Annotated in this window: 22 protein-coding genes; 19 read left to right on the top strand and 3 right to left on the bottom strand. The window is 60.8% G+C overall.

What is annotated here, in order from left to right; genetic code table 11:
• Position 1: 1 nt before the first annotated feature.
• From aaeA to C9411_RS11590, 4 genes are all read left to right on the top strand, one after another.
• On the top strand, positions 2 to 937 hold the full coding sequence (gene aaeA, locus C9411_RS11605) for a p-hydroxybenzoic acid efflux pump subunit AaeA (protein ID WP_063988584.1): 936 nt from the start codon (positions 2 to 4) through the stop codon (positions 935 to 937).
• Positions 937 to 2,904, top strand: a complete 1,968-nt coding sequence (aaeB, locus tag C9411_RS11600; protein WP_063988585.1) for a p-hydroxybenzoic acid efflux pump subunit AaeB — start codon at positions 937 to 939, stop codon at positions 2,902 to 2,904. The genes aaeA and aaeB overlap by 1 nt, the downstream gene beginning before the upstream one ends.
• Before the next feature lie 280 nt (positions 2,905 to 3,184).
• Positions 3,185 to 3,652, top strand: coding sequence for a ribonuclease (locus C9411_RS11595; protein WP_063988586.1), 468 nt, complete (start codon positions 3,185 to 3,187; stop codon positions 3,650 to 3,652).
• Between the two features lie 5 nt (positions 3,653 to 3,657).
• Positions 3,658 to 3,957, top strand: coding sequence for a barstar family protein (locus C9411_RS11590; RefSeq protein WP_004936963.1), 300 nt, complete (start codon positions 3,658 to 3,660; stop codon positions 3,955 to 3,957).
• A 30-nt stretch (positions 3,958 to 3,987) separates the two neighbouring features.
• Here C9411_RS11590 and yjgA read toward each other — a convergent pair whose 3' ends face one another.
• Positions 3,988 to 4,536: a ribosome biogenesis factor YjgA gene (gene yjgA / locus C9411_RS11585; protein ID WP_004936968.1), complete on the bottom strand. Its 549-nt coding sequence runs from the start codon at positions 4,534 to 4,536 to the stop codon at positions 3,988 to 3,990.
• 179 nt (positions 4,537 to 4,715) lie between these two features.
• Here yjgA and pmbA point away from each other — a divergent pair, with 179 nt between their 5' ends.
• Both pmbA and cybC read left to right on the top strand, forming a co-directional pair.
• Positions 4,716 to 6,056, top strand: a complete 1,341-nt coding sequence (gene pmbA, locus C9411_RS11580; RefSeq protein ID WP_107227091.1) for a metalloprotease PmbA — start codon at positions 4,716 to 4,718, stop codon at positions 6,054 to 6,056.
• A 138-nt stretch (positions 6,057 to 6,194) separates the two neighbouring features.
• Entirely contained in the window at positions 6,195 to 6,581 is a 387-nt protein-coding gene (gene cybC, locus C9411_RS11575; RefSeq protein ID WP_060424637.1) for a cytochrome b562, read from the top strand.
• 4 nt (positions 6,582 to 6,585) lie between these two features.
• Here cybC and C9411_RS11570 read toward each other — a convergent pair whose 3' ends face one another.
• Complete coding sequence (locus tag C9411_RS11570; RefSeq protein WP_063988588.1) at positions 6,586 to 7,368, bottom strand: helix-turn-helix domain-containing protein; 783 nt, start codon at positions 7,366 to 7,368, stop codon at positions 6,586 to 6,588.
• Between the two features lie 283 nt (positions 7,369 to 7,651).
• Between C9411_RS11570 and C9411_RS11565 the strand changes: the two genes are divergently transcribed.
• The 3 genes from C9411_RS11565 to C9411_RS11555 are packed head-to-tail and all read left to right on the top strand — an operon-like array spanning position 7,652 to position 10,765.
• Positions 7,652 to 9,106: an FAD/NAD(P)-binding protein gene (locus C9411_RS11565; protein WP_063988589.1), complete on the top strand. Its 1,455-nt coding sequence runs from the start codon at positions 7,652 to 7,654 to the stop codon at positions 9,104 to 9,106.
• Positions 9,103 to 9,984: a formyltransferase family protein gene (locus C9411_RS11560; RefSeq protein ID WP_063988590.1), complete on the top strand. Its 882-nt coding sequence runs from the start codon at positions 9,103 to 9,105 to the stop codon at positions 9,982 to 9,984. Before C9411_RS11565 ends, C9411_RS11560 begins: the two co-directional genes overlap by 4 nt.
• On the top strand, positions 9,977 to 10,765 hold the full coding sequence (locus C9411_RS11555) for a sulfite exporter TauE/SafE family protein (protein WP_063988591.1): 789 nt from the start codon (positions 9,977 to 9,979) through the stop codon (positions 10,763 to 10,765). Before C9411_RS11560 ends, C9411_RS11555 begins: the two co-directional genes overlap by 8 nt.
• A gap of 37 nt (positions 10,766 to 10,802) precedes the next feature.
• Here C9411_RS11555 and rnk read toward each other — a convergent pair whose 3' ends face one another.
• On the bottom strand, positions 10,803 to 11,213 hold the full coding sequence (gene rnk / locus C9411_RS11550; protein ID WP_004936993.1) for a nucleoside diphosphate kinase regulator: 411 nt from the start codon (positions 11,211 to 11,213) through the stop codon (positions 10,803 to 10,805).
• Positions 11,214 to 11,657: 444 nt separating this feature from the next.
• Between rnk and C9411_RS11545 the strand changes: the two genes are divergently transcribed.
• The 10 genes from C9411_RS11545 to C9411_RS11500 all read left to right on the top strand — a co-directional run bounded on the left by C9411_RS11545 (position 11,658) and on the right by C9411_RS11500 (position 20,664).
• The gene (locus C9411_RS11545) at positions 11,658 to 11,984 is read left to right on the top strand and encodes a glycine dehydrogenase (protein WP_107227134.1); all 327 of its coding nucleotides are present in this window, start codon (positions 11,658 to 11,660) and stop codon (positions 11,982 to 11,984) included.
• A 36-nt stretch (positions 11,985 to 12,020) separates the two neighbouring features.
• Positions 12,021 to 12,386: an SFCGS family glycine-rich protein gene (locus C9411_RS11540; RefSeq protein ID WP_107227090.1), complete on the top strand. Its 366-nt coding sequence runs from the start codon at positions 12,021 to 12,023 to the stop codon at positions 12,384 to 12,386.
• A complete protein-coding gene (locus C9411_RS11535; protein ID WP_047729783.1) occupies positions 12,386 to 12,682 on the top strand; it encodes a DUF4312 family protein in 297 nt (98 codons plus the stop codon). The genes C9411_RS11540 and C9411_RS11535 overlap by 1 nt, the downstream gene beginning before the upstream one ends.
• Positions 12,683 to 12,712: 30 nt before the next feature.
• Positions 12,713 to 13,489: a DUF4311 domain-containing protein gene (locus tag C9411_RS11530; RefSeq protein ID WP_004937006.1), complete on the top strand. Its 777-nt coding sequence runs from the start codon at positions 12,713 to 12,715 to the stop codon at positions 13,487 to 13,489.
• Between the two features lie 11 nt (positions 13,490 to 13,500).
• Positions 13,501 to 14,151, top strand: coding sequence for a DUF4310 family protein (locus C9411_RS11525; protein ID WP_004937013.1), 651 nt, complete (start codon positions 13,501 to 13,503; stop codon positions 14,149 to 14,151).
• A 63-nt stretch (positions 14,152 to 14,214) separates the two neighbouring features.
• Positions 14,215 to 15,354: an amidohydrolase/deacetylase family metallohydrolase gene (locus tag C9411_RS11520; RefSeq protein ID WP_063988595.1), complete on the top strand. Its 1,140-nt coding sequence runs from the start codon at positions 14,215 to 14,217 to the stop codon at positions 15,352 to 15,354.
• Positions 15,338 to 16,456 (top strand): DgaE family pyridoxal phosphate-dependent ammonia lyase, encoded by a 1,119-nt coding sequence (locus tag C9411_RS11515; RefSeq protein WP_107227089.1) that lies wholly within the window; start codon positions 15,338 to 15,340, stop codon positions 16,454 to 16,456. The genes C9411_RS11520 and C9411_RS11515 overlap by 17 nt, the downstream gene beginning before the upstream one ends.
• Complete coding sequence (locus tag C9411_RS11510) at positions 16,453 to 17,193, top strand: KDGP aldolase family protein (RefSeq protein WP_033648993.1); 741 nt, start codon at positions 16,453 to 16,455, stop codon at positions 17,191 to 17,193. The genes C9411_RS11515 and C9411_RS11510 overlap by 4 nt, the downstream gene beginning before the upstream one ends.
• Before the next feature lie 288 nt (positions 17,194 to 17,481).
• Positions 17,482 to 18,696 (top strand): lactonase family protein, encoded by a 1,215-nt coding sequence (locus C9411_RS11505; RefSeq protein ID WP_063988597.1) that lies wholly within the window; start codon positions 17,482 to 17,484, stop codon positions 18,694 to 18,696.
• Between the two features lie 51 nt (positions 18,697 to 18,747).
• Positions 18,748 to 20,664, top strand: coding sequence for a transcription antiterminator (locus C9411_RS11500; RefSeq protein ID WP_107227088.1), 1,917 nt, complete (start codon positions 18,748 to 18,750; stop codon positions 20,662 to 20,664).
• Positions 20,665 to 20,684: the final 20 nt, after the last annotated feature.

The following is a 20,684-nucleotide window of genomic DNA, read 5'->3' as shown; positions in this document are numbered from 1 at the left end:
TGTGAAAAATTTTTCGATAAAAATAACCCGAATCGCGATCACTTTGATTCTTGTGCTGCTGGGCATCGTTGCGGTGTTCAAGGCCTGGGTGTTCTACACCGAGTCGCCGTGGACGCGTGACGCCAAGTTCACCGCCGACGTGGTGGCGATCGCGCCGGACGTCAGTGGCCTGCTGACCGACGTGCCGGTGGTGGACAACCAACTGGTGAAGAAAGGGCAGGTGCTGTTCGTGGTCGATCGGCCGCGCTATGAGCAGGCGCTGGCGGAGGCCGGTGCCGACGTCGCCTACTATCAAACGCTGGCGGCGGAAAAACGGCGTGAGGCCGGCCGCCGCGTGAAGTTGGGCGTGCAGGCGATGTCGCAGGAAGAAATCGACCAGTCGAACAACTCGCTGCAGACCGTGCAGCACCAGCTGGCGAAGGCCGTGGCGGCGCGTGAGCTGGCGCAGCTGGATCTGGAGCGCACCACGGTGCGTGCCCCGGCCGATGGCTGGATCACCAACCTCAACGTCCACGCCGGCGAATACATCACCCGCGGCTCGGTGGCGGTGGCGCTGGTGAAGAAAGACTCCTTCTACATCCTGGCCTATCTGGAAGAAACCAAGCTGACCGGCCTGAATAAGGGCGACCGCGCGGAGATCACCCCGCTCGGCAGCAATCGCATCATGCATGGCACCGTCGACAGCGTGGCGGCGGCGGTAAACAACAGCAGCAGCACGGTTAACAACAAAGGATTGGCCTCGATCGACAGCAACCTGGAGTGGGTGCGCCTGGCGCAGCGCGTGCCGGTGAAGATCCTGCTGGACGCCAAGGACCAACAGCATCCGTACCCGGCCGGTACCACCGCCACCGTGGTGATCGTCGGCAAGAACGATCGCAATGCCGACAGCGGCTCGCCTTTTGTGCGCCTGATGCACCGGCTGCGTGAGTTCGGCTAATGAGTAGCCCAACCTTTATCCGGCTGAGATTTGCCTTCAAACTCAGCTTCGCGATTGTGTTTGCGCTGTTCGTCGGCTTCCATCTCAACCTGGAAACTCCGCGCTGGTCGGCGATGACCGCCGCCATCGTCGCCGCCGGCCCGGCTTTTGCCGCCGGCGGTGAACCCTTCTCCGGCGCCATCCGCCACCGCGGTTGGCTGCGCATCATCGGCACCTTTATCGGGTGCTTCGTCGGCCTGCTCATTATCATCACCACCGCCCGCGCGCCGGTGGTGATGCTGCTGCTGTGCTGCATCTGGGCCGGTTTCTGCACCTGGCTCTCTTCGCTGATCAAGGTGGAGAACTCCTATGCCTGGGGGCTGGCCGGGTATACCGCGCTGATCATCATCGTGACGGTTGCCACCAGCGAGTCTCATCTGCTGGAAGCGCCGCAGTTCGCCATCGAGCGTTGCAGCGAGATCGTGCTGGGCATCGTCAGCGCCGTGTTGGCGGATCTGCTGTTCTCGCCGCGTTCGATCAAGCAGGACATCGATCGGGCGGTGGATCAGTTGCTGGTGGATCAATACCGGCTGATGCAGATGTGCATCAGCAACGCCGACAAAGAGGATATTGACCGCGCCTGGAGCAATCTGGTCAAGAGCACTACGGCGCTGGATGGCATGCGCAACAACCTGATGATGGAGTCCTCGCGCTGGCAGAAGGTCAACCGCCGGGTAAAAGCGCTGCATACCCTGTCGCTGACGCTGATCACCCAGGCCTGCGAAACCTATTTGATCCTGCTAAATCACCCGGATGCGCTGCAAGCGAGCCTGCGGGAGCAACTGATGGTGCCGGCGGAAAACCCGCAGGAGATCCACAAGCGCATGAAGCTGTTGCGCCAGGTGCTGACCACGCATCGCTCCGAGGAAACGCTGCCGACCCTCACCGGCTGGGTCGGCGCGGCGACGCGCTACCTGCTGCTGTCGAAGGGCGTACACACCAACGGTAGCATCAGCGCGGTGGAAGAGGGCGTGTTGAGCACTGAAACCGTGGTCAAGCCGACCTCGGCGGAAGGGCATCACGCGATGATCAACGGCCTGCGCACCTTTGTGGCGACGGCGTTCGGCAGCCTGCTGTGGCTGTGGACCGGCTGGACGTCCGGCAGCGGTTTTATGGTGATCATCGCGGTGATCACCTCGCTGGCGATGCGCACCCCGGCGCCGCGCATGGTGGCGATGGATTTCGTGCTGGGCATGCTGGCGGCGATCCCGGTCGGTTCCCTGTTCTTCATGGTGATCCTGCCGGCGACGCAGCAGAGCATTTTGCTGCTGTGTCTCAGCCTCGGCCTGCTGGCGTTTTTCATCGGCATCGAGGTGCAGAAGCGGCGGCTCGGTTCGCTGGGGCTGTTGGCGGGGACGATCAACATTCTGGTGCTGAGCAACCCGATGGAGTTCAACGTCACCCAGTTTCTCGACGGGGCGCTCGGTCAGTTCCTCGGCAGCTGCGTCGGGCTGATGGTGCTGCTGCTGATCCGCGACAATTCGCGCGAGCGCACCGGCCGCACGTTGCTCAACCAGTTCGTCAGCAGCGCGGTGTCGGCGCTGACCACCAAGGCGGCGCGCCGTCGGCAAAACCACCTGCCTGCGCTGTATCAGCAGCTTAACCAGCTGCTGATGATGTTTCCGAACGACATCGCCAAATATCGCCTGGCGCTGAACCTGATCATCGCCCACCAGCGCATGCAGCGGGCGGAAATTCCGGTCAGCGAAGAGCTGTCGGCCTTCCACCGCCAGATCCGCAGCACCGCCGATCGGGTGGTTTCCGCCAAGAACGACGTCAAGCGCGCCTATTACTACGATCGCTTGCTGGGTGAGATGAATGAGTACCAGCAGAAGCTGGTGGACAATCAGGCGCCGCTCAGCGTCACCGGGCCGGTGAAACGCCTGGCCGACATGCTGCATCGCTATCGCCACGCCTTGATCGATTGATGCGTTCCCGTCTGTTGCGCCGCGTTGCGCAGCGCCTTCCCCGACTATACTGAAAGCAGCGCCTGGTACGGCGGGCCGTCTCATAAGAGGCGGCCCGTTTTCAGAGAGACTCCGAGTGCCAGAACGGCTGGAAAGTGGCATCATTGTCATGAATGGATGAAACTCTCGCCGCCGCGAAAACGTGACGTGCCGGTCATATTAGTTTCATCCAGGTCGACTATATACCTAACTAGCCTGGGGGAGCTGCGGCGCCTTCGGCGGCATAATTTCAGGGAATGCCATGAACAAGCGGATTCTGTTGGCGATTGTCATCGCCGTGGTCATCGCCGTCTTCAGCGCGCTGCGCGGCAACGAGCACCGGGCGATCGGCGGCAACCCGGCGGTGGTGCAGGCGCCGGCGGGGCAGCAGCAGAGCATCGATCGGCTTACGCAGCAGCAAACGGTGGTGAGTTACCTGCAGCAGCATCAGCGGCTGCCGGACTATTACGTCACCAAGAAGCAGGCGCGCGAGCAGGGTTGGGACCCGCGTTCAGGCAACCTCTGTGCGGTATTGCCGGGCAAGGCGATTGGCGGCGATCGATTCTCTAACCGTGAAGGGCAACTGCCGAGTGCCGGCGGCCGAGTCTGGCGCGAAGCGGACATCAATTACCAGTGTGGCCGGCGCGGCGCCGATCGCCTGCTGTATTCGAGCGACGGTCTGATCTTCGTCACGCGCGACCATTACAAAAACTTCATTCGTGTGGAGTGAGTTTGATGGCAAAAGTAGAGTTTGATTTTGAACAGATCCAGGATGTGCCGACCTTCTACCGCGATTTCGCGCACAAGTTTGCGCTGGACGAGGGGTTCGGCGCCAACCTCGACGCGCTGTGGGACGTGGTGACCGGCGATATCGGCCTGCCGGTGGAAATCGAGTTCACTCACCTGAATGCCCGCAGCAAGCGTCGTTTCGGCGCGATCATTCTGCTGTTTGAAGAGGCGGAAGAAGAGCTGGAAGGCAGCCTGCGTTTCAATATCCGCGAAAGCAGCGGCGAACCGGCCCATCACCGGGGATGAAACGGCTTCATCCCGGGATGGCGGCGGCGCTTAGTCGGCCGCTTCGGCCAGCTCGCGCAGGTATTGGAAGATCTGGCGGTAAGCCTTAGGCGGCTTGTTGGCGGCCTTCTCTTTCTGCGCGTTGCGCACCAGTGAACGCAGCTGTTGGCGATCGGCGGCCGGATACAGATCCAGGATCGATGGAATCACGTCATCGCCTTCTTCGACCAGACGGTCGCGCAGCGCTTCCAGTTTATGGAACAGCGAAACCTGCTGGTTATGGCGGTTTTTCAGCTTGTCGAGCGCGGTCTGGATCGGCTCGATATCGCGGGCGCGCAGCATCTTGCCGATCAGCTGCAGCTGACGGCGACGGCCCTCTTTCTTGATCTTCTGCGCCAGCTCGATGGCGGCGCGCAGATCTTCGTCCAACGGAATGCGGTCCAGCGCGTTTTTGCCCAGATCGACCATTTCGGCCCCCAGGTCTTTCAGCGCTTCGGCATCACGTTTAATCTCACTTTTACTGACCCAGATAATCTCGTCATCGTCCTCGTTTTCATTCTCCGGGACATCGTCGAGCCAGTCTTCAGGCTGTTTGTTCATGGTAGGCTCCGTTAAAAAGAGGCTAATCCTAACAGGTTGCCGGCTTTATGCGAAATTCAACGCGGTTCCTGTTAGACTCAACGGCAGAGATCTCAGGATTTTTGCGCGCCGCCCCGCGTGCACAACTACGCCGCTCCGGCACTTTTCTCAACGATTTTCTGATTAATTATGGCAGATTGATGAAAGTAGTCACCCAAGTTGCAGAACAGCGCAAGGCGCTGGAACAGGCCGTTTCTCAGGCGCTGGAGCTGGCCCGCGCCGGTTCCGACGCGGCGGAAGTCGCGGTCACCAAATCGACCGGCATCAGCGTCAGCACCCGCTTCGGCGAGGTGGAAAACGTCGAGTTCAACAGCGATGGCGCGCTGGGCATCACCGTGTATCACCGTCAGCGCAAAGGCAGCGCCTCTTCCACCGATCTCAGCCCGGACGCCATCGCCCGCACCGTGCAGGCGGCGCTGGACATCGCGCGCTACACCTCAGAAGATCCCTGCGCCGGCCCGGCGGAGAAAGATCTGCTGGCGTTCGAGGCGCCGGATCTCGATCTGTTCCACCCGACCGAGCTGGACGCCGAGCGCGGCATCGAGCTGGCGGCGCGCGCCGAGCAGGCTTCGCTGGCGGCGGACAAGCGCATTACCAACACCGAAGGCGGCAGCTTCAACAGCCATTATGGCATCAAGGTGTTCGGCAACAGTCACGGCATGCTGCAAAGCTACTGTTCCAGCCGCCACTCGCTGTCCAGCTGCGTCATTGCGGAGCTGGACGGTGACATGGAGCGGGATTACGCTTACACCATCGGCCGTGCGATGGGCGATCTGCAAAGCCCTGAGTGGGTGGGGCAGGAGTGCGCCCGCCGCACGCTGGCGCGTCTCGCGCCGCGCAAACTGTCGACCATGAAGGCACCGGTGCTGTTCGCCTCTGAGGTCGCCACCGGGCTGTTCGGCCATCTGGTGGGCGCCATCAGCGGCAGCAGCGTTTACCGCAAATCCACTTTCCTGCTGGACTCGCTCGGCAAGCAGATTCTGCCGGAGTGGCTGACCGTCGAAGAGCATCCGCACCTGCTGAAAGGGCTGGCATCGACGCCGTTCGACAGCGAGGGCGTGCGCACCCAGCGGCGCGATATCGTCAAGGATGGCGTGCTGCAAACCTGGCTGATGACCAGCTACTCGGCGCGCAAACTGGGCCTGCACAGCACCGGCCATGCCGGCGGCATCCATAACTGGCGCATTGCCGGGCAGGGCGCGGACTTCGCCGGCATGTTGAAACAGCTTGGCACCGGCCTGGTGGTCACCGAGCTGATGGGCCAGGGCGTCAGCGGCGTCACCGGCGATTACTCGCGCGGCGCCGCCGGTTTCTGGGTGGAAAACGGCGAGATCCAATATCCGGTCAGCGAGATCACCATCGCCGGCAACCTGAAAGACATGCTGCGCAACATCGTCAGCGTCGGCAGCGATATCGAAACCCGCAGCAACATCCAGTGCGGGTCGGTGCTGCTGCCGGAAATGAAGATCGCCGGCCAGTGATCCCCTGCGCGGCCGGCGCCCGCCGGTCGCGCGTTATCCCGTCTTAACCTTGCTTACAAATCTCCGGTTTCGGTTTTGCCCGGCCTTGCCTATGGTAACGGTGGGTTAATTAAAACAATAACTGGAAGGTGAGCAAACATGCAGAATACCCTGAAAGCGCTGGCGGCGTTGACGCTGCTGGCAGCCAGTTCGCTGGCGGCGGCCGCCGATCTGGGCGACGATATGGACACCCTGGCGGAAAACTACAAAACGGTGCTGAATACCGATTCGGCCGCTACCCTCACACAGAGCCTGCAAAACATGCGCGCCGCCGCGCAGGATGCCAAGCAGGGCACCCCGCCGAAGCTGGAAGACAAAGCCGCCGACAGCCCGGAGATGAAAGATTTTCGCAGCGGGTTGGATACCCTGATCGGCCAGATCGATCAAGCGTTGGCGCTGGCCAACCAAGGCAAAGTCGCCGAAGCGAAGCAGCTGGCGCAGGGCTTCAAACAAACCCGCGACGCCAACCACAAGAAATTCCGCTAATCCGTCAACCGTCGCGCCCGTCTTCCGTCAGATAGGAGGAGGGCGCCTGCCCCAGCACGCGGCGAAACATGGTTGAAAACGCCGCGCTGCTGTCATATCCCATCTCCATCGCCACCTGCGTTACGCTGCGCCCTTCGGCCAGCAGCGCCAACGCCAGCACCACGCAGGCGCGCTGGCGCCATTGTGAAAACGGCAGACCGGTCTGCGCGCGAAAGAAGCGGCTGAAGGTGCGAATGCTCATGTACAGCCGAGGGGCCCATCGCTGCGCGGAATCATGGGCGTCGGGGTGCTGCAAAAAGGCGTGGCACAGTTCGCCCAGCCGAGGATCGGCGGGCAGTGGGATGTGCAACGGCAAGGGTTGCAACCGGGCAAGCTCATGCAGCAGCAGCGTTGCCAGCGCTCCGTCGCGCCCCTCTTGTTCATACTCCAGCGGCATATCCACCGCCGCCATCAACAGCTGGCGCATCAGCGGCGTGACGCTGACCACCTGGCATACCTGCGGCCGTTCGGCGGGCAACGCGCCGGGTTCGAGGTACAGGCTGCGGGTGGTGACGCCGACCATTCTCACCGCGTGTGGCATCTGCGGCGGCAGCCAGACCGCATGCTGCGGCGGGACGACCCAATTGCCTTGCTGGGTGAAAACGTGCATGACGCCGGTGGCGCCGTACAGCAACTGCGCGCGCCGGTGGCTGTGCATCGGCAGCAGGTGGCCCGGTGGATAATCGGTGCCGATGGCGATCACCGCGCGCGTTACGTGGTCGATGTCATCAATGCGGACGTTGCGCATGTGTTCCCTTTGGCGGGCAGATTGGCCGAAACGCAATGATAGTTGGCCTTTCATATAAAGCAAGCCAACGGCCGCCGCCCTACTATCGGGGCAGAAAAATAATGCTTGTTCGGGGCACCGCTATTTTATCGGTCATGAAGCCCGTGCGAGTTTTCACACCAGGATGGGACGAAGGTTTTCGTTCTCGCAATACAAGAAGTTAATAAGGAATAAAGCGTCTTTTTATTCCAACACCTGAAGCAATAGTTCTTAGCGCAGTTCAATGACTATAAGGTGATATTTCATGTATAAGTTCGGTGTGGTTGGCGGCGGAGCCGCCGGGATCGCTTTTGCGTATAACTTTATAAAAAATAAGTCGGTTAATCATTGCAAAAGGCCGCTTTCCCTGACGGTGTTCGACAAACAGGGCTTCAAGGGCGGTATGGCATACAGCAGCGATTTTGACAGTCATATATTAAATATGACGCCGGAAAACATGTCGGCGGATATTTTCGACGATACGCACTTCGTTGATTGGATCGCCATGCATTTCCCGCAGTTTTGCCAGGATCGTTATCCGCCGCGCTGGCTGTATCGGGAATATCTCGATTTTATTCGCGACATGACGATTTATATGGCGGCGGACAGTAACGTAGCGCTGAATTTCGTGACCGCCGAAGTGAATGCCATCGCGCCGCTAGAAGCCGGCTACCGGCTGACCACCACCTGTGGCGGCGCCGAACAGATGAATGCGCTGGTGCTGTGTTCGGGGCACAACCCGCCGGAATGTCTCTATCCGGTGGATGGCGTGATCGCTTATCAGGCCCACCAGGATCTGCCGCCGATCAACCCTTACTCGACCATCGGCGTGATCGGCTGCAGCCTGACGGCGATTGATGCCATCGTTGAGCTGATGGAACGCCTGGGGGCGACCGACATCTGCGCCCTGTCGCGCTCGGGCCTGTTCCCCAGCGTGCAGCCGGCGCTGATGCGTCCGCCGCCGGAGGCGTTTGTTGAGGCGCTGCGGCGCTTTGTCGCCGGCAGCGATTTTATTGACGCGCAACAGCTGGTGCATGCGATCAATGCTGCGCTGGCGCGCCACTATCCAGGGCCGGAGCGGCTGACGGTGTTCTCGGCGCTGGGGGAAAGACGCGATTGCTACCGCGATCTGGCGGACAGCCTCGATCGCGCGCGTTTTGCCCGGGAGCATATCTGCAGCTATCTGGCGGCGATCCACCCGGCGGTGTGCGCCGCCTGGGTCAAGATGGATGCCAACAACCGGCAGGTTTTCATGCGTTTTTACAACTCCTCCTGGATGCGCAATCGGCACGCCATGCCGATCAAGAACGCCCACAAGATCGTGGCGGCGCTGGAGAGCCAGCGCTTGCGCGCCTGCGGCGGCCTGGCGGATATCAGTAAGGGGACGGACGGGTTTATCCTTCGTTGCCATGAGACGCGGGTGCACGCGCAGTATCTGTTCAACTGCACCACGCCTTCTTATCAACTGCCGCCCAACCGCCTGAGCCATCAACTGCTGCAAGACGGACTGGTGCAGGAGAACCTGTTCGGCGGCGTGAAGTGCAACCCGCACACGCTGAAAATCGCCGACCGACGCGGCCGTGAACAGCACCTCTACTCGCTCGGCGCGCCCGCCAAGGGCGACCTGTTTTACACCTCGGCGATGGAGTCCATCACGCGGGATATCAGCAAGATCGTGTTTAACAACCCTATTTTCAACGCAAAGAAGGCTGAAGTATGAAAAACGTAGCGCTCTTTGTCGGCAACGACATTTTCTCCTGGCTGGTGTGCCAGGATCTGATCGCCGCCCTGAAAGGCGAGTGTGCCTTTACGGTGTATTTCCCCTTGGCGAAAAGCGCCGGGCACACGCAGGAGCCGGCGGTTCGCCGCCTGGGGCTGTATGAGCGCGAAGTGCTGAACGATTTCGTGTTTCCGTTCGTGGGCCGCAACGCCGCCGCCTGCGCGGGCGTCTATCAGCCGCCGGCCCTGTTCCTGGCCGCCGCCGGGGTCAAAGCGCATCGCGTTCTCGACATCAATGACGCTGCGTTTATCAGCAGCCTGGGGCATATGGATGGGGTGATCTCACTGCGCTGTTATCAGAAATTTTCCGCCGACTATGTGCGCGCCTTCAGCCGACGCGGCAAGCTGCTGTGGAACCTGCATCCGGGGGATTTGCCGCGCTATCGCGGGGTGATGACGTTGTTCCGCGCGATGATGAACGGTGACAGAGACTGTGCGGTAACGCTGCATGAAATGGATGAGCACTGGGACGCCGGCCCGGTGCTCGCCCGCCTGCCCGCCGAGCTGCGTCACGATCTGTCGTTCCTGGAAAACATGATGCTGTTGGGCGTGCAAAGCGGCACCTTCCTGGCGCGTCAGCTGATGCGGGCGGAGCGCAGCGAAGCGATAGCGGCGGAAAAGCAGGGCGATTCGCGCTACTGGGGCTTCCCGGACGCGCAGACGCTGGCGCAGGCAGAACAGGCGGGCATTGAGCTGGTGGACCATGACGCCGTGCGCGAGCAGTATCTGGCGCTGTTCGTCGGCGATCGCTTCCACCCGCTGGCGGGGCAGTTCTGCGCCGGGTTCGACGACTTCGTGCGGGCGCACGGCCATGATTGAAACCTTGATTGTACTGGGTGCCGGTTTTCTGACCGGCATCACCACCATTCTGTTCGGCTTCGGCGGCGGCTTTGTGGTGGTGCCTTTCGTCTATCACTTGATCTCCGCGTCGGGCGAGCAGCCCGGCCAGGCGATGCATATCGCGGTGGCGACCTCGACGGCGGTGATGATCCTCAACGCGAGTTACGCCACGCTGACCAACTGGCGCAGCGGCAACCTGCTGCGCGAAACCATCGTGCCGCTGATCTTTTTCATCGGCATCGGCGCGGCGCTGGGCGCGTTCGCCTCTTCGCTGCTGGCGGACGGCGTGATCCGCGGGCTGTTTGTGGTCTATATGGCAGTGACCATCGCCGACTGTCTGTTCCGCCGGGGTTTCCTGGTCAAACCGGCGCGCGCCGAATTGTCCCCCGTTACGCTGTGGGGCGGCGGGCCGCTGATCGGCGGCATCGCGACCCTGCTGGGGGTGGGCGGCAGCGTGATGACCGTGCCGCTGCTGCGTCGTCATGGCTATGACATGAAATATTGCGTCAGCGCCGCCAACCCGCTGTCGATCCCGGTGGCGGTGATCGGGGCGCTGATGTATATCGTGTTGGGGTGGCGCGAGATGAGCGGGCCGCAGTATCTGGGCTACGTCAATCTGAACATTCTGGGGTTGCTGGTGGTCGCGGGGATTGCGGGGATCGTGTTTGCCCGGCGCTGTTTGCCTAAGGTGAGCGATGCGCTGCATGCCAAAATCTACGTGCTGCTGCTGATCGCCGTGCTGATCGCTATCTGCGTCTGAGACAGAAAGGGCGGCCGGATGCCGCCCTGAGAACCGCTTAACGGTGGTATTCGCCCGCCGCTTCCGGCTGGTACAGCAATTCCAGCACTTCAATCCGCGCTTCTTCACCGTTCGGCAATTGCCAGGAGATCTGCTTGCCGACGTGCATGCCGAGCAGCGCTGCGCCCAGCGGCGCCATCACCGACAGCTGATCGTGGCTGTCTTTCAGCGATGCCGGGTAAACCAGCGTGCGCACGTGCTCTTCATCGGTGTGCAGATCGCGAAAACGCACGCGGCTGTTCATGGTCACCACGTTGGCCGGCATTTTCTCCGGCGGCAGGATTTCCGCGCGATCCAACTCGTCGTTCAGCGCGGCGGCGACGTCGGTGTTGGCAAAGGCCGGTTGTTCCAATAGCGCATCCAGGCGTTCCGCATCCAGCTCATTAATAGTAATGATGGGTTTGGTCATTCCACTCTCCAGTCAAATCAAAGGGTGCCAGTCTGTGCACCCATAAATTCGGAAAAACAACACAAAGCAACACCCCCGCGCCAGAGGAGCGGGGGTGTGGGTAATGTCGATTTGTCCCATTGATAGTAGGCGGTTGGGACGAGAAAAGAAAGAGATCCCGATCACGAAGGCTTTTATCGTCAATCGTGGCAAAAAAAACGGTTAGTCCGGTTATCTATTTGTTATCTCATTGGCTTTTTCACCGCAGCGCCGTTTTGCGAAATGGATCCCCGTACGTCATTCGATTTCCACTTCGAACTGGAAAAAACCGGTCTACACAGAAATTCCTACCGGGGGTAGGGTAAAGACATCACAGAAAGCGGGTTATTCAGGTGATGCGCTTTACGGCTTACTGATTAATGTGGGATCTAGGGGTACTGAAAAGTGAATGATGGATCTGCTTCGATAAAAGAAATTGAACAATCCGATGTCAGCGAAGCCGGAGCGATCACCGCTCGGGTGTTGGCGGATATTACCGCGATGCTGAATGCTGAAAATATTTATACCAATGCGGTGCAGCAACAGATGCTGGAATCGCATATTCGCGCCATGGTGCTGCGTTCAATAACCGGTGAGCCGTTGCCGGAGGTGGATAAATCGTTGTTCGACGAAATCTCCGCCGAATCCATGCAAATGGCGGAGCGCGTGGTGAATCAGTTTGGCACATTGCCTATCGAAGAAGCCTATTTGCTGTCAGTGCACTTCGAAGTGGCGAAAGATAATAACGCATAGCGGTTAACGCATCGATTTCAATCAGGAGAATATACCATGGGTCAAATTACCGTAGTGATCGGCGATCGTCTGGGTAAAGGGCAAAAAGTCGGCCAAGGCGTTGAAAATTCAGGCGGAAAAGCGGTGGTTATCCCCGGCGTTGCGGCGGACATGAAGCTGGGCGACGTCATGAAAGCGGAAAACGCGCAGCTGGGCATCTCTTTTTGCGGCAGCGGCGGCGCCGGCGCGATTACCGCGCAAACCAAACACGGCTACAAGGCCAAATACGGCATGCGTTCGGTGGAAGAGGGCGTGACGGCAATTAACGAAGGCTGCAACGTGCTGGGCTTCGGCTTTATGGATAAAGAAGAGCTGGGCCAGAAACTGGTGGAAGCCTACGTCAAAAAACATGGCAATCCATAATGAAAGAGCAATATACCACATCGGTAAAGGTGGAGGGTAAAGGCGACAGCAAAGCGAAAGCTTTTGCTTCCGCCTTGGCTAATGTGCAGGGCGCGGTATTAAAGTCCACCAACAATATTCTGCTGCGTATCGAGCCGCAGGACGTCAGCGTGGTGAAAGCGGAAGAGAAAATAACTAAAGAGAAATTTCTTTTCTTCTTTTTACCGCGTGAAAGAAAGCGCTATGCCGTTTCTCTGGAAATAACCGTGAACGTAACCATTATCAATACCGAGAAGGTTGTCTTCGTCACGAAATAAAAACGTTAGCATAAATGAAAGGGTATACTGATGTTTTTAATCATCTTATTTAAATCGATTATTATCGGTGGGCTGGTGGGGGTCGGCGTAGGGGCCGGCGCCGCACGCATGTTCCACGCACCGACAACACAGGGCATGGGGGCATTTCGTACCTTGGGCGAGCTGAATTCCTGCGAGGGCGATCCGGCTTCCCACTTCTCATTCGGTCTGGGCTTCTTCTTCAACGCCTGGGCATCTTCCGTGGCGGCGGGTTCCTTCACGCAGGACGTCGACCACCGCATCATCCCGCACTGGGGCGCGGCGGCCCTGATGGTCAAGAACCGCAATCTGGCGCAAACGCTGCACGATCCGAAAAAAATGGCTATTGCCTGCGGCATCATCGGCATGCTGGTGGTGGCGTTCCTCAATACCACCGCTTCCGCCGTGCCTGCCGCGCTGCAGGTCACCGCGATCAAGGTGCTGGTGCCGGCGGCCAACCTGCTGGTGAACACCGTGATGCCGGTGATCTTCTGGCTGGCGGCGATCGACGCCGGGCGCCGTTCCGGCTTCTGGGGCACCATTTTCGGCGGCCTGGCGCAGCTGATCATGGGCAACGCCGTACCGGGCCTGGTGCTGGGTATTCTGATCGGCAAAGGCGTGGAAGAGAGCGGCTGGAACAAGATCACCAAGATCATGATGGCGGTGATCGTGCTGCTGTTCGTACTGAGCGGCTTCTTCCGCGGCTTCGACATGAAAGTTCTCGAGTCCTTCAGTCTCGGCGTGCCGGGCTGGCTGGACGCCATTCACAATACCCTGAGCGGTAAATAAGGAGCGGGATGATGGAAGAGCAAACCCAAAAAGGCTTCTGGTACGCCGACTGGTCATTCCCGATTTTTGTTGGTCTGCTGTCCTCCGGCGTGTTCGCCGGGACGCACATGTACTACCTGTACGGCATCGGCGCCTTTAACGAAGTGGCCTTCGTTTCCATGCTGCGAGCGGGGATGGATACCGGCGTGTACGGCGCGGTGGCGGCGTTCGGCGCCAGCTTCCTGTTCGCGCGCATCATCGAAGGCTCGCTGGTGGGCATCCTGGACATCGGTGGCGCGATCCAGACCGGCGTCGGGCTGGGCGTACCGGCGCTGCTTTTGGGGGCCGGCATCGTGTTCCCGGTCGCCAACTTCGCCGCTTCGCTGGCCACCGGCCTGATCATCGGCCTGGCGATCGGTTACGTGATCATCCTGGCGCGCAAATTCACCATCAATCAGAGCAACTCCACCTACGGGGCGGACGTGATGATGGGGGCGGGCAACTCGTCGGGCCGCTTCCTCGGACCGTTGATCATCCTGTCGGCGATGACCGCCTCGATCCCGATCGGCATCGGTTCGCTGCTCGGCGCGCTGCTGTTCTATATCTGGGGTAAACCGATCACCGGCGGAGCGATCCTCGGCGCGATGATCCTGGGGGCGATCTTCCCGGTAGCCATTTCTTAAGAGGCCTGCGCCAGGCGCCGCCCGATGCTGCGGTGGCGCCCGGGCTAACAGGAGCAATGCGGTATGTATGACTTAGTAATCAGAGGCGCCAGACTGGCGGACGACACGCTGATCGATCTGGCGGTGAAAGACGGCAAAATAGCCTCGGTGGGGCGGTTGGCGGCGGACGTCAGCGCCGTTCGCCAACTGGATCTGGCGGGCAACTGCCGCCTGAGCGCCGGTTGGATCGATGCGCACGTGCACTGCTATCCCGAATCGCCGATTTACCATGACGAGCCGGATCGGGTCGGTGTCGCCAGCGGCGTCACCAGCGTGGTCGATGCCGGCAGCACCGGCGCCGACGATATCGACGCCTTTTATCAGCTGACGCGCAGCGCCAAAACCAACGTGTTCGCCTTCCTCAACATCTCGCGCATTGGCCTGCTGCGGCAGAACGAGCTGGCGGAGTTGACTGACATCGACAAGCGCGAGGCCGGCCAGGCCATCGCCAACCATCCCGGCTTCATCATCGGCATCAAGGCGCGCATGAGCAGCAGCGTGGTGGGCAAGAACGGCACCCGGCCGCTGGTGTTGGCCAAAGAGATCCAACGAGAAAACCGCCAGCTGCCGCTGATGGTGCATATCGGCAACAACCCGCCGAATCTGGACGAGATCGCCGATCTGTTGACCCGTGGCGACATCATCACCCACTGCTACAACGGCAAACCGAACCGCATTCTGACGCCGGCGGGGACGCTGCGCGAGTCGATCCAGCGCGCGCTGCGGCGCGGCGTGTTGCTCGACGTGGGGCACGGCACCGCCAGCTTCAGCTTCGAGGTGGCGCGCCAGGCGATCACGCTGGGTATTTTGCCGCATACCATCAGCTCCGATATTTACTGCCGCAACCGCATGAACGGGCCGGTGCACAGCCTGGCGACGGTGATGTCCAAATTCTTCAGCGTCGGCCTGACGCTGCCGCAGGTGATCACCTGCGTCACGGAGAACGCCGCGTCGGCGCTGCAACTCAGCGGCAAAGGGCGGCTGGAGCCGGGCTATGACGCCGATTTCACGCTGTTTGAACTGCGCCGCGAACCGCAGGTGTTTGCCGACGCCGAAGGGCAAACCGCCGAGGGCGAACAGCTGTTGGTGCCGCTGGCCGCGGTGGTGGCCGGGGAAATCCTATTAACCGAACAAGGGGAGGCAGCCCATGTCTTCGATTTATGAAAAATACGGTTTGAAGCAGGTGATCAACACCTCCGGCCGCATGACTATTCTCGGCGTTTCCACGCCGCGCCAGGACGTGATCGACGCCGTTGACTACGGTCTGAATCACTATTTCGAAATCAAGGATCTGGTCAACAAGACCGGCGCCTATATCGCCGACCTGCTCAACGTGGAGGACGCGGTGATCGTTTCCTGCGCCTCGGCGGGCATTGCCCAGTCGGTGGCGGCAGTGATCGTCAAAGATAACGCCAATCTGCTGGTGAACCTGCACTCGGCGCCGATCGCCGTGCCGCGCGAGATCGTGTTGCCGCGCGGGCACAACGTCAACTTCGGCGCACCGGTGGACACCATGGTGGCGCTGGGCGGCGGCAAGGTGGTGGAGGCGGGCTACGCCAACGAATGTTCGCCGGAGCAGATTGAAGCCTGCATCACGCCGCAGACGGCGGCGATCCTGTACGTCAAATCGCACCACTGCGTGCAGAAAAGCATTTTGTCCGTCGAACAGGCGGCAGTGGTGGCGCGCAAGCATAACCTGCCGCTGATCGTCGACGCCGCGGCGGAAGAAGATCTGATGTGTTACTACCAGATGGGGGCCGATCTGGTGATCTACAGCGGCGCCAAAGCCATCGAAGGGCCGACCAGCGGCCTGGTTATCGGCAAGAAACAGTACGTCGAGTGGGTGAAGCTGCAGTCCGGCGGTATCGGTCGGGCGATGAAGGTCGGCAAAGAGGGCATCCTCGGCCTGACGCAGGCGATTGAAAGCTATCTGACGCTTGAGAAAACCACCGGGCAACAGATGGTGGAGCGGATGACGCCGTTCCTCGACAGCCTCAACATCCTGACCGGCGTCAGCGCCAAGACCGTCTGGGACAGCGCCGGCCGTGATATCGCCCGCGCCGAGATCGCCTTCGACGAGGCGGTGCTGGGGCGGTCGACCTATGACATCGTCCAGGCGCTGAAAACCGGCGACATCGCCATCTACTTCCGCGGCTACAAGGCCAACGAGGGCAAGATTGAGGTCGACGTGCGCAGCGTCGACGAGCAACAGCTGATGACCGTTTTTAGCTGTATCAAAAACCTGTTTACGGAGAAACAAGCATGAAGCTACAGCCTAACTACTATCGCGACCGCGTCTGCCTGAACGTGCTGGCCGGCTCCAAAGCCAACGCGCAGGACATCTACGCCGCGGCGGAAGGCCATGTGCTGGTGGGCGTGCTCTCCAAGAACTACCCGGACGTCGACAGCGCGGTGACCGATATGCTGCGCTATGCGCGCCTGATTGAAAACGCGCTCTCGGTCGGCCTGGGCGCCGGCGATCCGAAGCAGTCGGCGATGGTCAGCCTGATCGCTCAGCAGGTGCAGCCGCAGCACGTTAACCAGGTGTTTACCGGCGTCGGCGCCAGCCGCGCGCTGCTGGGCCAGAACGACAGCGTGGTCAACGGCCTGGTGTCGCCAACCGGGCGCGTCGGCTGGGTGAAGATCTCTACCGGCCCATTGAGCGCCGCAGCGCCGGACGGCATCGTGCCGGTGGAAACCGCCATCGCCTTGTTGAAGGACATGGGCGGCAGCTCCATCAAGTATTTCCCGATGGGCGGTCTGAAGTGCAAGGACGAATACCAGTACGTAGCCAAGGCCTGCGCCGAGCATGACTTTATGCTGGAGCCGACCGGCGGCATCGATCTGGAGAACTACGAGCCGATCGTCGAGATCGCCCTGGCGGCCGGCGTGAAACGCGTGATCCCGCATATCTACAGCTCGATCATTGACGCCGCCAGCGGCGACACGCGTCCGCAGGACGTGAAAACCCTGCTGGCGATGACCAAAAAGCTGGTGGGCTGAACGCGCAATGGGATGAGGTAAACGCTGGGAGGCGAAGGTTTTCCCGTGGCGCGGCATGCCGCGCCGCCGTTACCTATAGTCTATAGCTTTCAAGTTGCAGCTAGGCGGCAAGCGTAGGAGCCCCAGGAGCTTACTTAAGTAAGTGACTGGGGTGAAAAATCTGCCGGGAGCAGATTTAAACGCTGCTTGCAGCGGCCCCGAAGGGGTGAGGCCCATGGATGGGCCGAGTAACTGCGTAGCCAACAACGCTGCGGCTTGAAAGATGACGGATATATACTGAGGATTACTATGCGAAACTGGCAGGTTCCAACCCGACGCACCGCGTTGTTCCTGGCGCTGCTGGCCGTGACTGGCCCGGCGCTGCATGCTGAGGATGCAATGAATTCCACGTCATCTCATTTCGCCTATATCGGCACCTACAATCCCAACGGCGAAGGCGTTTACCGGGTGCAGGTCGATCCGGCCAGCGGAGCGCTGAGCCACACTACGCTGGTCAGCAAAGTGCCGAATCCGGCGCAGCTGACGCTGGGCGCCGATGGCAAGACGCTGTATGTCGCCAGCGAAGTGGCCGATTTCAACGGCGGCAAACACGGCGGCATCACTGCTTACCGGGTCAATCCGGCCGACGGCGGCCTGACGCAGCTCAACCAGGTGGATTCGCAGGGGGCGGGGCCGGTGTATCTCTCATCGACGCCGGACGGGCGCCATCTGCTGGTGGCGAACTACGTCAGCGGCAGCGTGGCGGCTTTCCCGATCGAAGCGGACGGCAGCCTGGGCGCCGCCAGCTCGGTGCAGCAACAGCAGGGCCCGGCGGGCGCGGCCAAACCGGCGGCGGCGGTGAACGGCAGCTTCGCCATCAGCGATCACAACGGCCCGCATGCCCATATGATCGCCAGCGATCCGAGCGGCAAGTTCGTGTTCTCCACCGATCTGGGGTTGGATCGCATCTACCAATGGCGCTTTGACGCCGTGAGCGGCCGGCTGACGCCGAACGATCCGCCGTGGATCGCCGCCTCTTCCGCCGGCGCGGGGCCGCGTCACTTTGTGTTCCATCCGGACGGCGAAACCGTGCTGCTGGTGAACGAAGAGGCTTCGACGTTGACCAGCTACCGTTTTGATCGCCAAAAAGGTACTCTGAAACAACTGCATGCGGTTTCCGCGCTGCCCGCCGACTATCAGGGGACCAGCTTCGCTGCGGGGCTGGCACTCAGCAAGAACGGCGACACGTTGTACGTCGCTAACCGGCTGCATAACAGCATTGCCCAGTTCAGCGTGGGCGCCGGCGGTGAGTTGAGGCCGGTGGCGGAAACCTGGACGCGTGGCGATTACCCGCGTTCGCTGGCGCTGAGCCCGGATGGCCGCTATCTGTATGCGTTGAACCAGCGCAGCGATAACGTCACCCGCTTCAGCGTAAACCCGACGGACGGCAAACTCAGCTTTGTGGGCGGCTATCTGCCGATCGGCAGCCCCTCGCAAATGGCGTTCCTGCCGCCGCCGAAGTAACCCGTGGCCCGCCCGGTTCACCGGGCGGGTTGCCTGATTGACGGACACAGAATGGTGCGATTTCCTTACCCGCGTTTGGCTTACTTGTTCGATGCTTTGCAAACCGAGACTTTGCCGCAGGATGAGCTGGCGAAGCGTTTCGCCGTGTCCACCCGCACGGTGCGGGCGGACATCACTGCGCTGAACGAGATTCTGGACAAATACGGCGCGCGTTTCGTGCATAACCGCGGGGCCGGCTATCGCCTGCAGGTCGATAACGCCGCGTTGTTCAGCGCCCTGCAGCATCAGGAGCGCCGCAAGCACGCCACCCCGCGCAGCGCGCAGGAGCGAGTGCATTATCTGCTGGTGCGTTTTTTGACCTCAGCCTTCTCCCTCAAACTGGAAGATCTGGCCGACGAGTGGTTCGTCAGTCGCGGTACGTTGCAAAACGACATGGCTGAGGTGAGAGAGCGCCTGGCGCACTATCAATTGACGATCGAAACCAAGCCGCGCTACGGCATGAAGCTGTTCGGCGCGGAGATGGCGATCCGCGCCTGTCTCACCGATTTGCTATTCCAGCTGCAGCTGGCCGACGCCGAGAACCCGCTGCTCAACAACGAGATCCTGCTTCAGCCGCAGGTAGCGGCATTCGCCGGATTGCTGCACCCTCTGCTGTCGCAATATGCCATTCGCCTGACCGACGAGGGCGAGCAGTACCTGATCTTCTACTGCGCGGTGGCGCTGCGGCGCATCAACGACGGCTATCCGCTGCCGGACTTCGAGGTGGAAGACGGCGACGACGCGGTACGTCAGGTGTCGACCCGCCTGGCGACGGAGCTGCGTTCGGCCTCCGGCAAAGAGATCTCGATGGCCGAAGAGGCCTATCTGCGGGTCAATATTGCCGCGCGGCGCGTGCAGGACGTGCAGCCGACCGAGATCAACGCCGACGATGAAGAAGCGCTGGTGGACTACATCCTGTCCTACATCAACGCACACTATAACTACAACCTGCAGGGCGACGAGCAGCTGCGGGCCGATCTGCTCACCCATATCAAGACCATGATTACGCGGGTGAAATACCAGATCAATATCCCCAATCCGCTGCTGGCCAACATCAAGCAGCACTATCCGATGGCTTACGACGTGACCCTGGCGGCGGTCTCCAGCTGGGGCAAATACACCCCCTATACCCTGAGCGAGAACGAAATCGGCTATCTGGTGCTGCACATCGGCGTGGGGCTGGAGCGGCATTACAACATCGGTTATGAACGCCACCCGCAGGTGATGTTGGTGTGCGATACCGGCAACTCGACGGTGCGCATGATCCAGGCGCAGATTGCGCGCAAGTACCCGCAGTTGGTGATGACGCGCATCGTCTCGCTGCGCGATTACGAGATGCTTGCGCATATCGACGAAGACTTCGTGATTTCCAACGCCCGCATCGGCGAAAAGAACAAGCCGGTGGTGGTGATGTCGCCGTTCCCGACCGATTACCAGCTGGAGCAACTGGGCAAGCTGGTGCTGGTGGATCGCACCAGACCGTACATGCTGGAGAAGTTCTTCGACGCCGAGCATTTCATGGTGCTCAACGAGCCGCTGACGCAGGCGGAGCTGTTCAGCCGGGTGTGCGGCCAGCTGGAGCGGGAAGGGTATGTCGGCGCGGACTTTTATCCGTCGGTGGTCGAACGCGAGGCGATCGTCTCCACGCTGCTGGGCGAGGGCATCGCGCTGCCGCACTCGCTGGGGCTGCTGGCCAAAAAGACCGTGGTGGTGACGCTGCTGGCTCCGCAGGGCGTCGCCTGGGGAGAAGGCGAGGTCGCGCACGTGATTTTCCTGCTGGCGATCAGCAAGAGCGACTATGAAGAGGCGATGGCGATCTACGAGCTGTTCGTCACCTTCGTGCGTGAACGCTCAATGAGCCGCCTGTTGGGCAGCGACAGCTTCGACAGCTTTAAAGCGGTGGCGCTGGACTGCCTGAGCCGGAGTTGAGGGGGAGAGGATATGGGGGA

Origin of the sequence: Serratia sp. Nf2 (assembly GCF_003028435.1) — a bacterium.
Lineage (GTDB): Bacteria > Pseudomonadota > Gammaproteobacteria > Enterobacterales > Enterobacteriaceae > Serratia > Serratia marcescens_L.
The sequence above is the reverse complement of the archived record's forward strand: the minus strand, read 5'-3'. Positions and strand labels throughout refer to the sequence as shown.

Bases quoted from the DNA above. Each gene is read 5' to 3' on its own strand.
- C9411_RS11590 (WP_004936963.1), top strand. From the start codon at position 3,658: ATGGCAAAAGTAGAGTTTGATTTTGAACAGATCCAGGATGTGCCGACC.
- C9411_RS11555 (WP_063988591.1), top strand. From the start codon at position 9,977: ATGATTGAAACCTTGATTGTACTGGGTGCCGGTTTTCTGACCGGCATC.
- aaeB (WP_063988585.1), top strand. From the start codon at position 937: ATGAGTAGCCCAACCTTTATCCGGCTGAGATTTGCCTTCAAACTCAGC.
- C9411_RS11505 (WP_063988597.1), top strand. From the start codon at position 17,482: ATGCGAAACTGGCAGGTTCCAACCCGACGCACCGCGTTGTTCCTGGCG.
- C9411_RS11570 (WP_063988588.1), bottom strand. From the start codon at position 7,368: ATGCGCAACGTCCGCATTGATGACATCGACCACGTAACGCGCGCGGTG.
- pmbA (WP_107227091.1), top strand. From the start codon at position 4,716: ATGAAAGTAGTCACCCAAGTTGCAGAACAGCGCAAGGCGCTGGAACAG.
- C9411_RS11560 (WP_063988590.1), top strand. From the start codon at position 9,103: ATGAAAAACGTAGCGCTCTTTGTCGGCAACGACATTTTCTCCTGGCTG.
- C9411_RS11530 (WP_004937006.1), top strand. From the start codon at position 12,713: ATGTTTTTAATCATCTTATTTAAATCGATTATTATCGGTGGGCTGGTG.
- rnk (WP_004936993.1), bottom strand. From the start codon at position 11,213: ATGACCAAACCCATCATTACTATTAATGAGCTGGATGCGGAACGCCTG.
- C9411_RS11535 (WP_047729783.1), top strand. From the start codon at position 12,386: ATGAAAGAGCAATATACCACATCGGTAAAGGTGGAGGGTAAAGGCGAC.
- yjgA (WP_004936968.1), bottom strand. From the start codon at position 4,536: ATGAACAAACAGCCTGAAGACTGGCTCGACGATGTCCCGGAGAATGAA.
- cybC (WP_060424637.1), top strand. From the start codon at position 6,195: ATGCAGAATACCCTGAAAGCGCTGGCGGCGTTGACGCTGCTGGCAGCC.
- C9411_RS11520 (WP_063988595.1), top strand. From the start codon at position 14,215: ATGTATGACTTAGTAATCAGAGGCGCCAGACTGGCGGACGACACGCTG.
- C9411_RS11500 (WP_107227088.1), top strand. From the start codon at position 18,748: ATGGTGCGATTTCCTTACCCGCGTTTGGCTTACTTGTTCGATGCTTTG.
- C9411_RS11525 (WP_004937013.1), top strand. From the start codon at position 13,501: ATGGAAGAGCAAACCCAAAAAGGCTTCTGGTACGCCGACTGGTCATTC.
- C9411_RS11595 (WP_063988586.1), top strand. From the start codon at position 3,185: ATGAACAAGCGGATTCTGTTGGCGATTGTCATCGCCGTGGTCATCGCC.
- C9411_RS11540 (WP_107227090.1), top strand. From the start codon at position 12,021: ATGGGTCAAATTACCGTAGTGATCGGCGATCGTCTGGGTAAAGGGCAA.
- C9411_RS11565 (WP_063988589.1), top strand. From the start codon at position 7,652: ATGTATAAGTTCGGTGTGGTTGGCGGCGGAGCCGCCGGGATCGCTTTT.
- C9411_RS11510 (WP_033648993.1), top strand. From the start codon at position 16,453: ATGAAGCTACAGCCTAACTACTATCGCGACCGCGTCTGCCTGAACGTG.
- C9411_RS11515 (WP_107227089.1), top strand. From the start codon at position 15,338: ATGTCTTCGATTTATGAAAAATACGGTTTGAAGCAGGTGATCAACACC.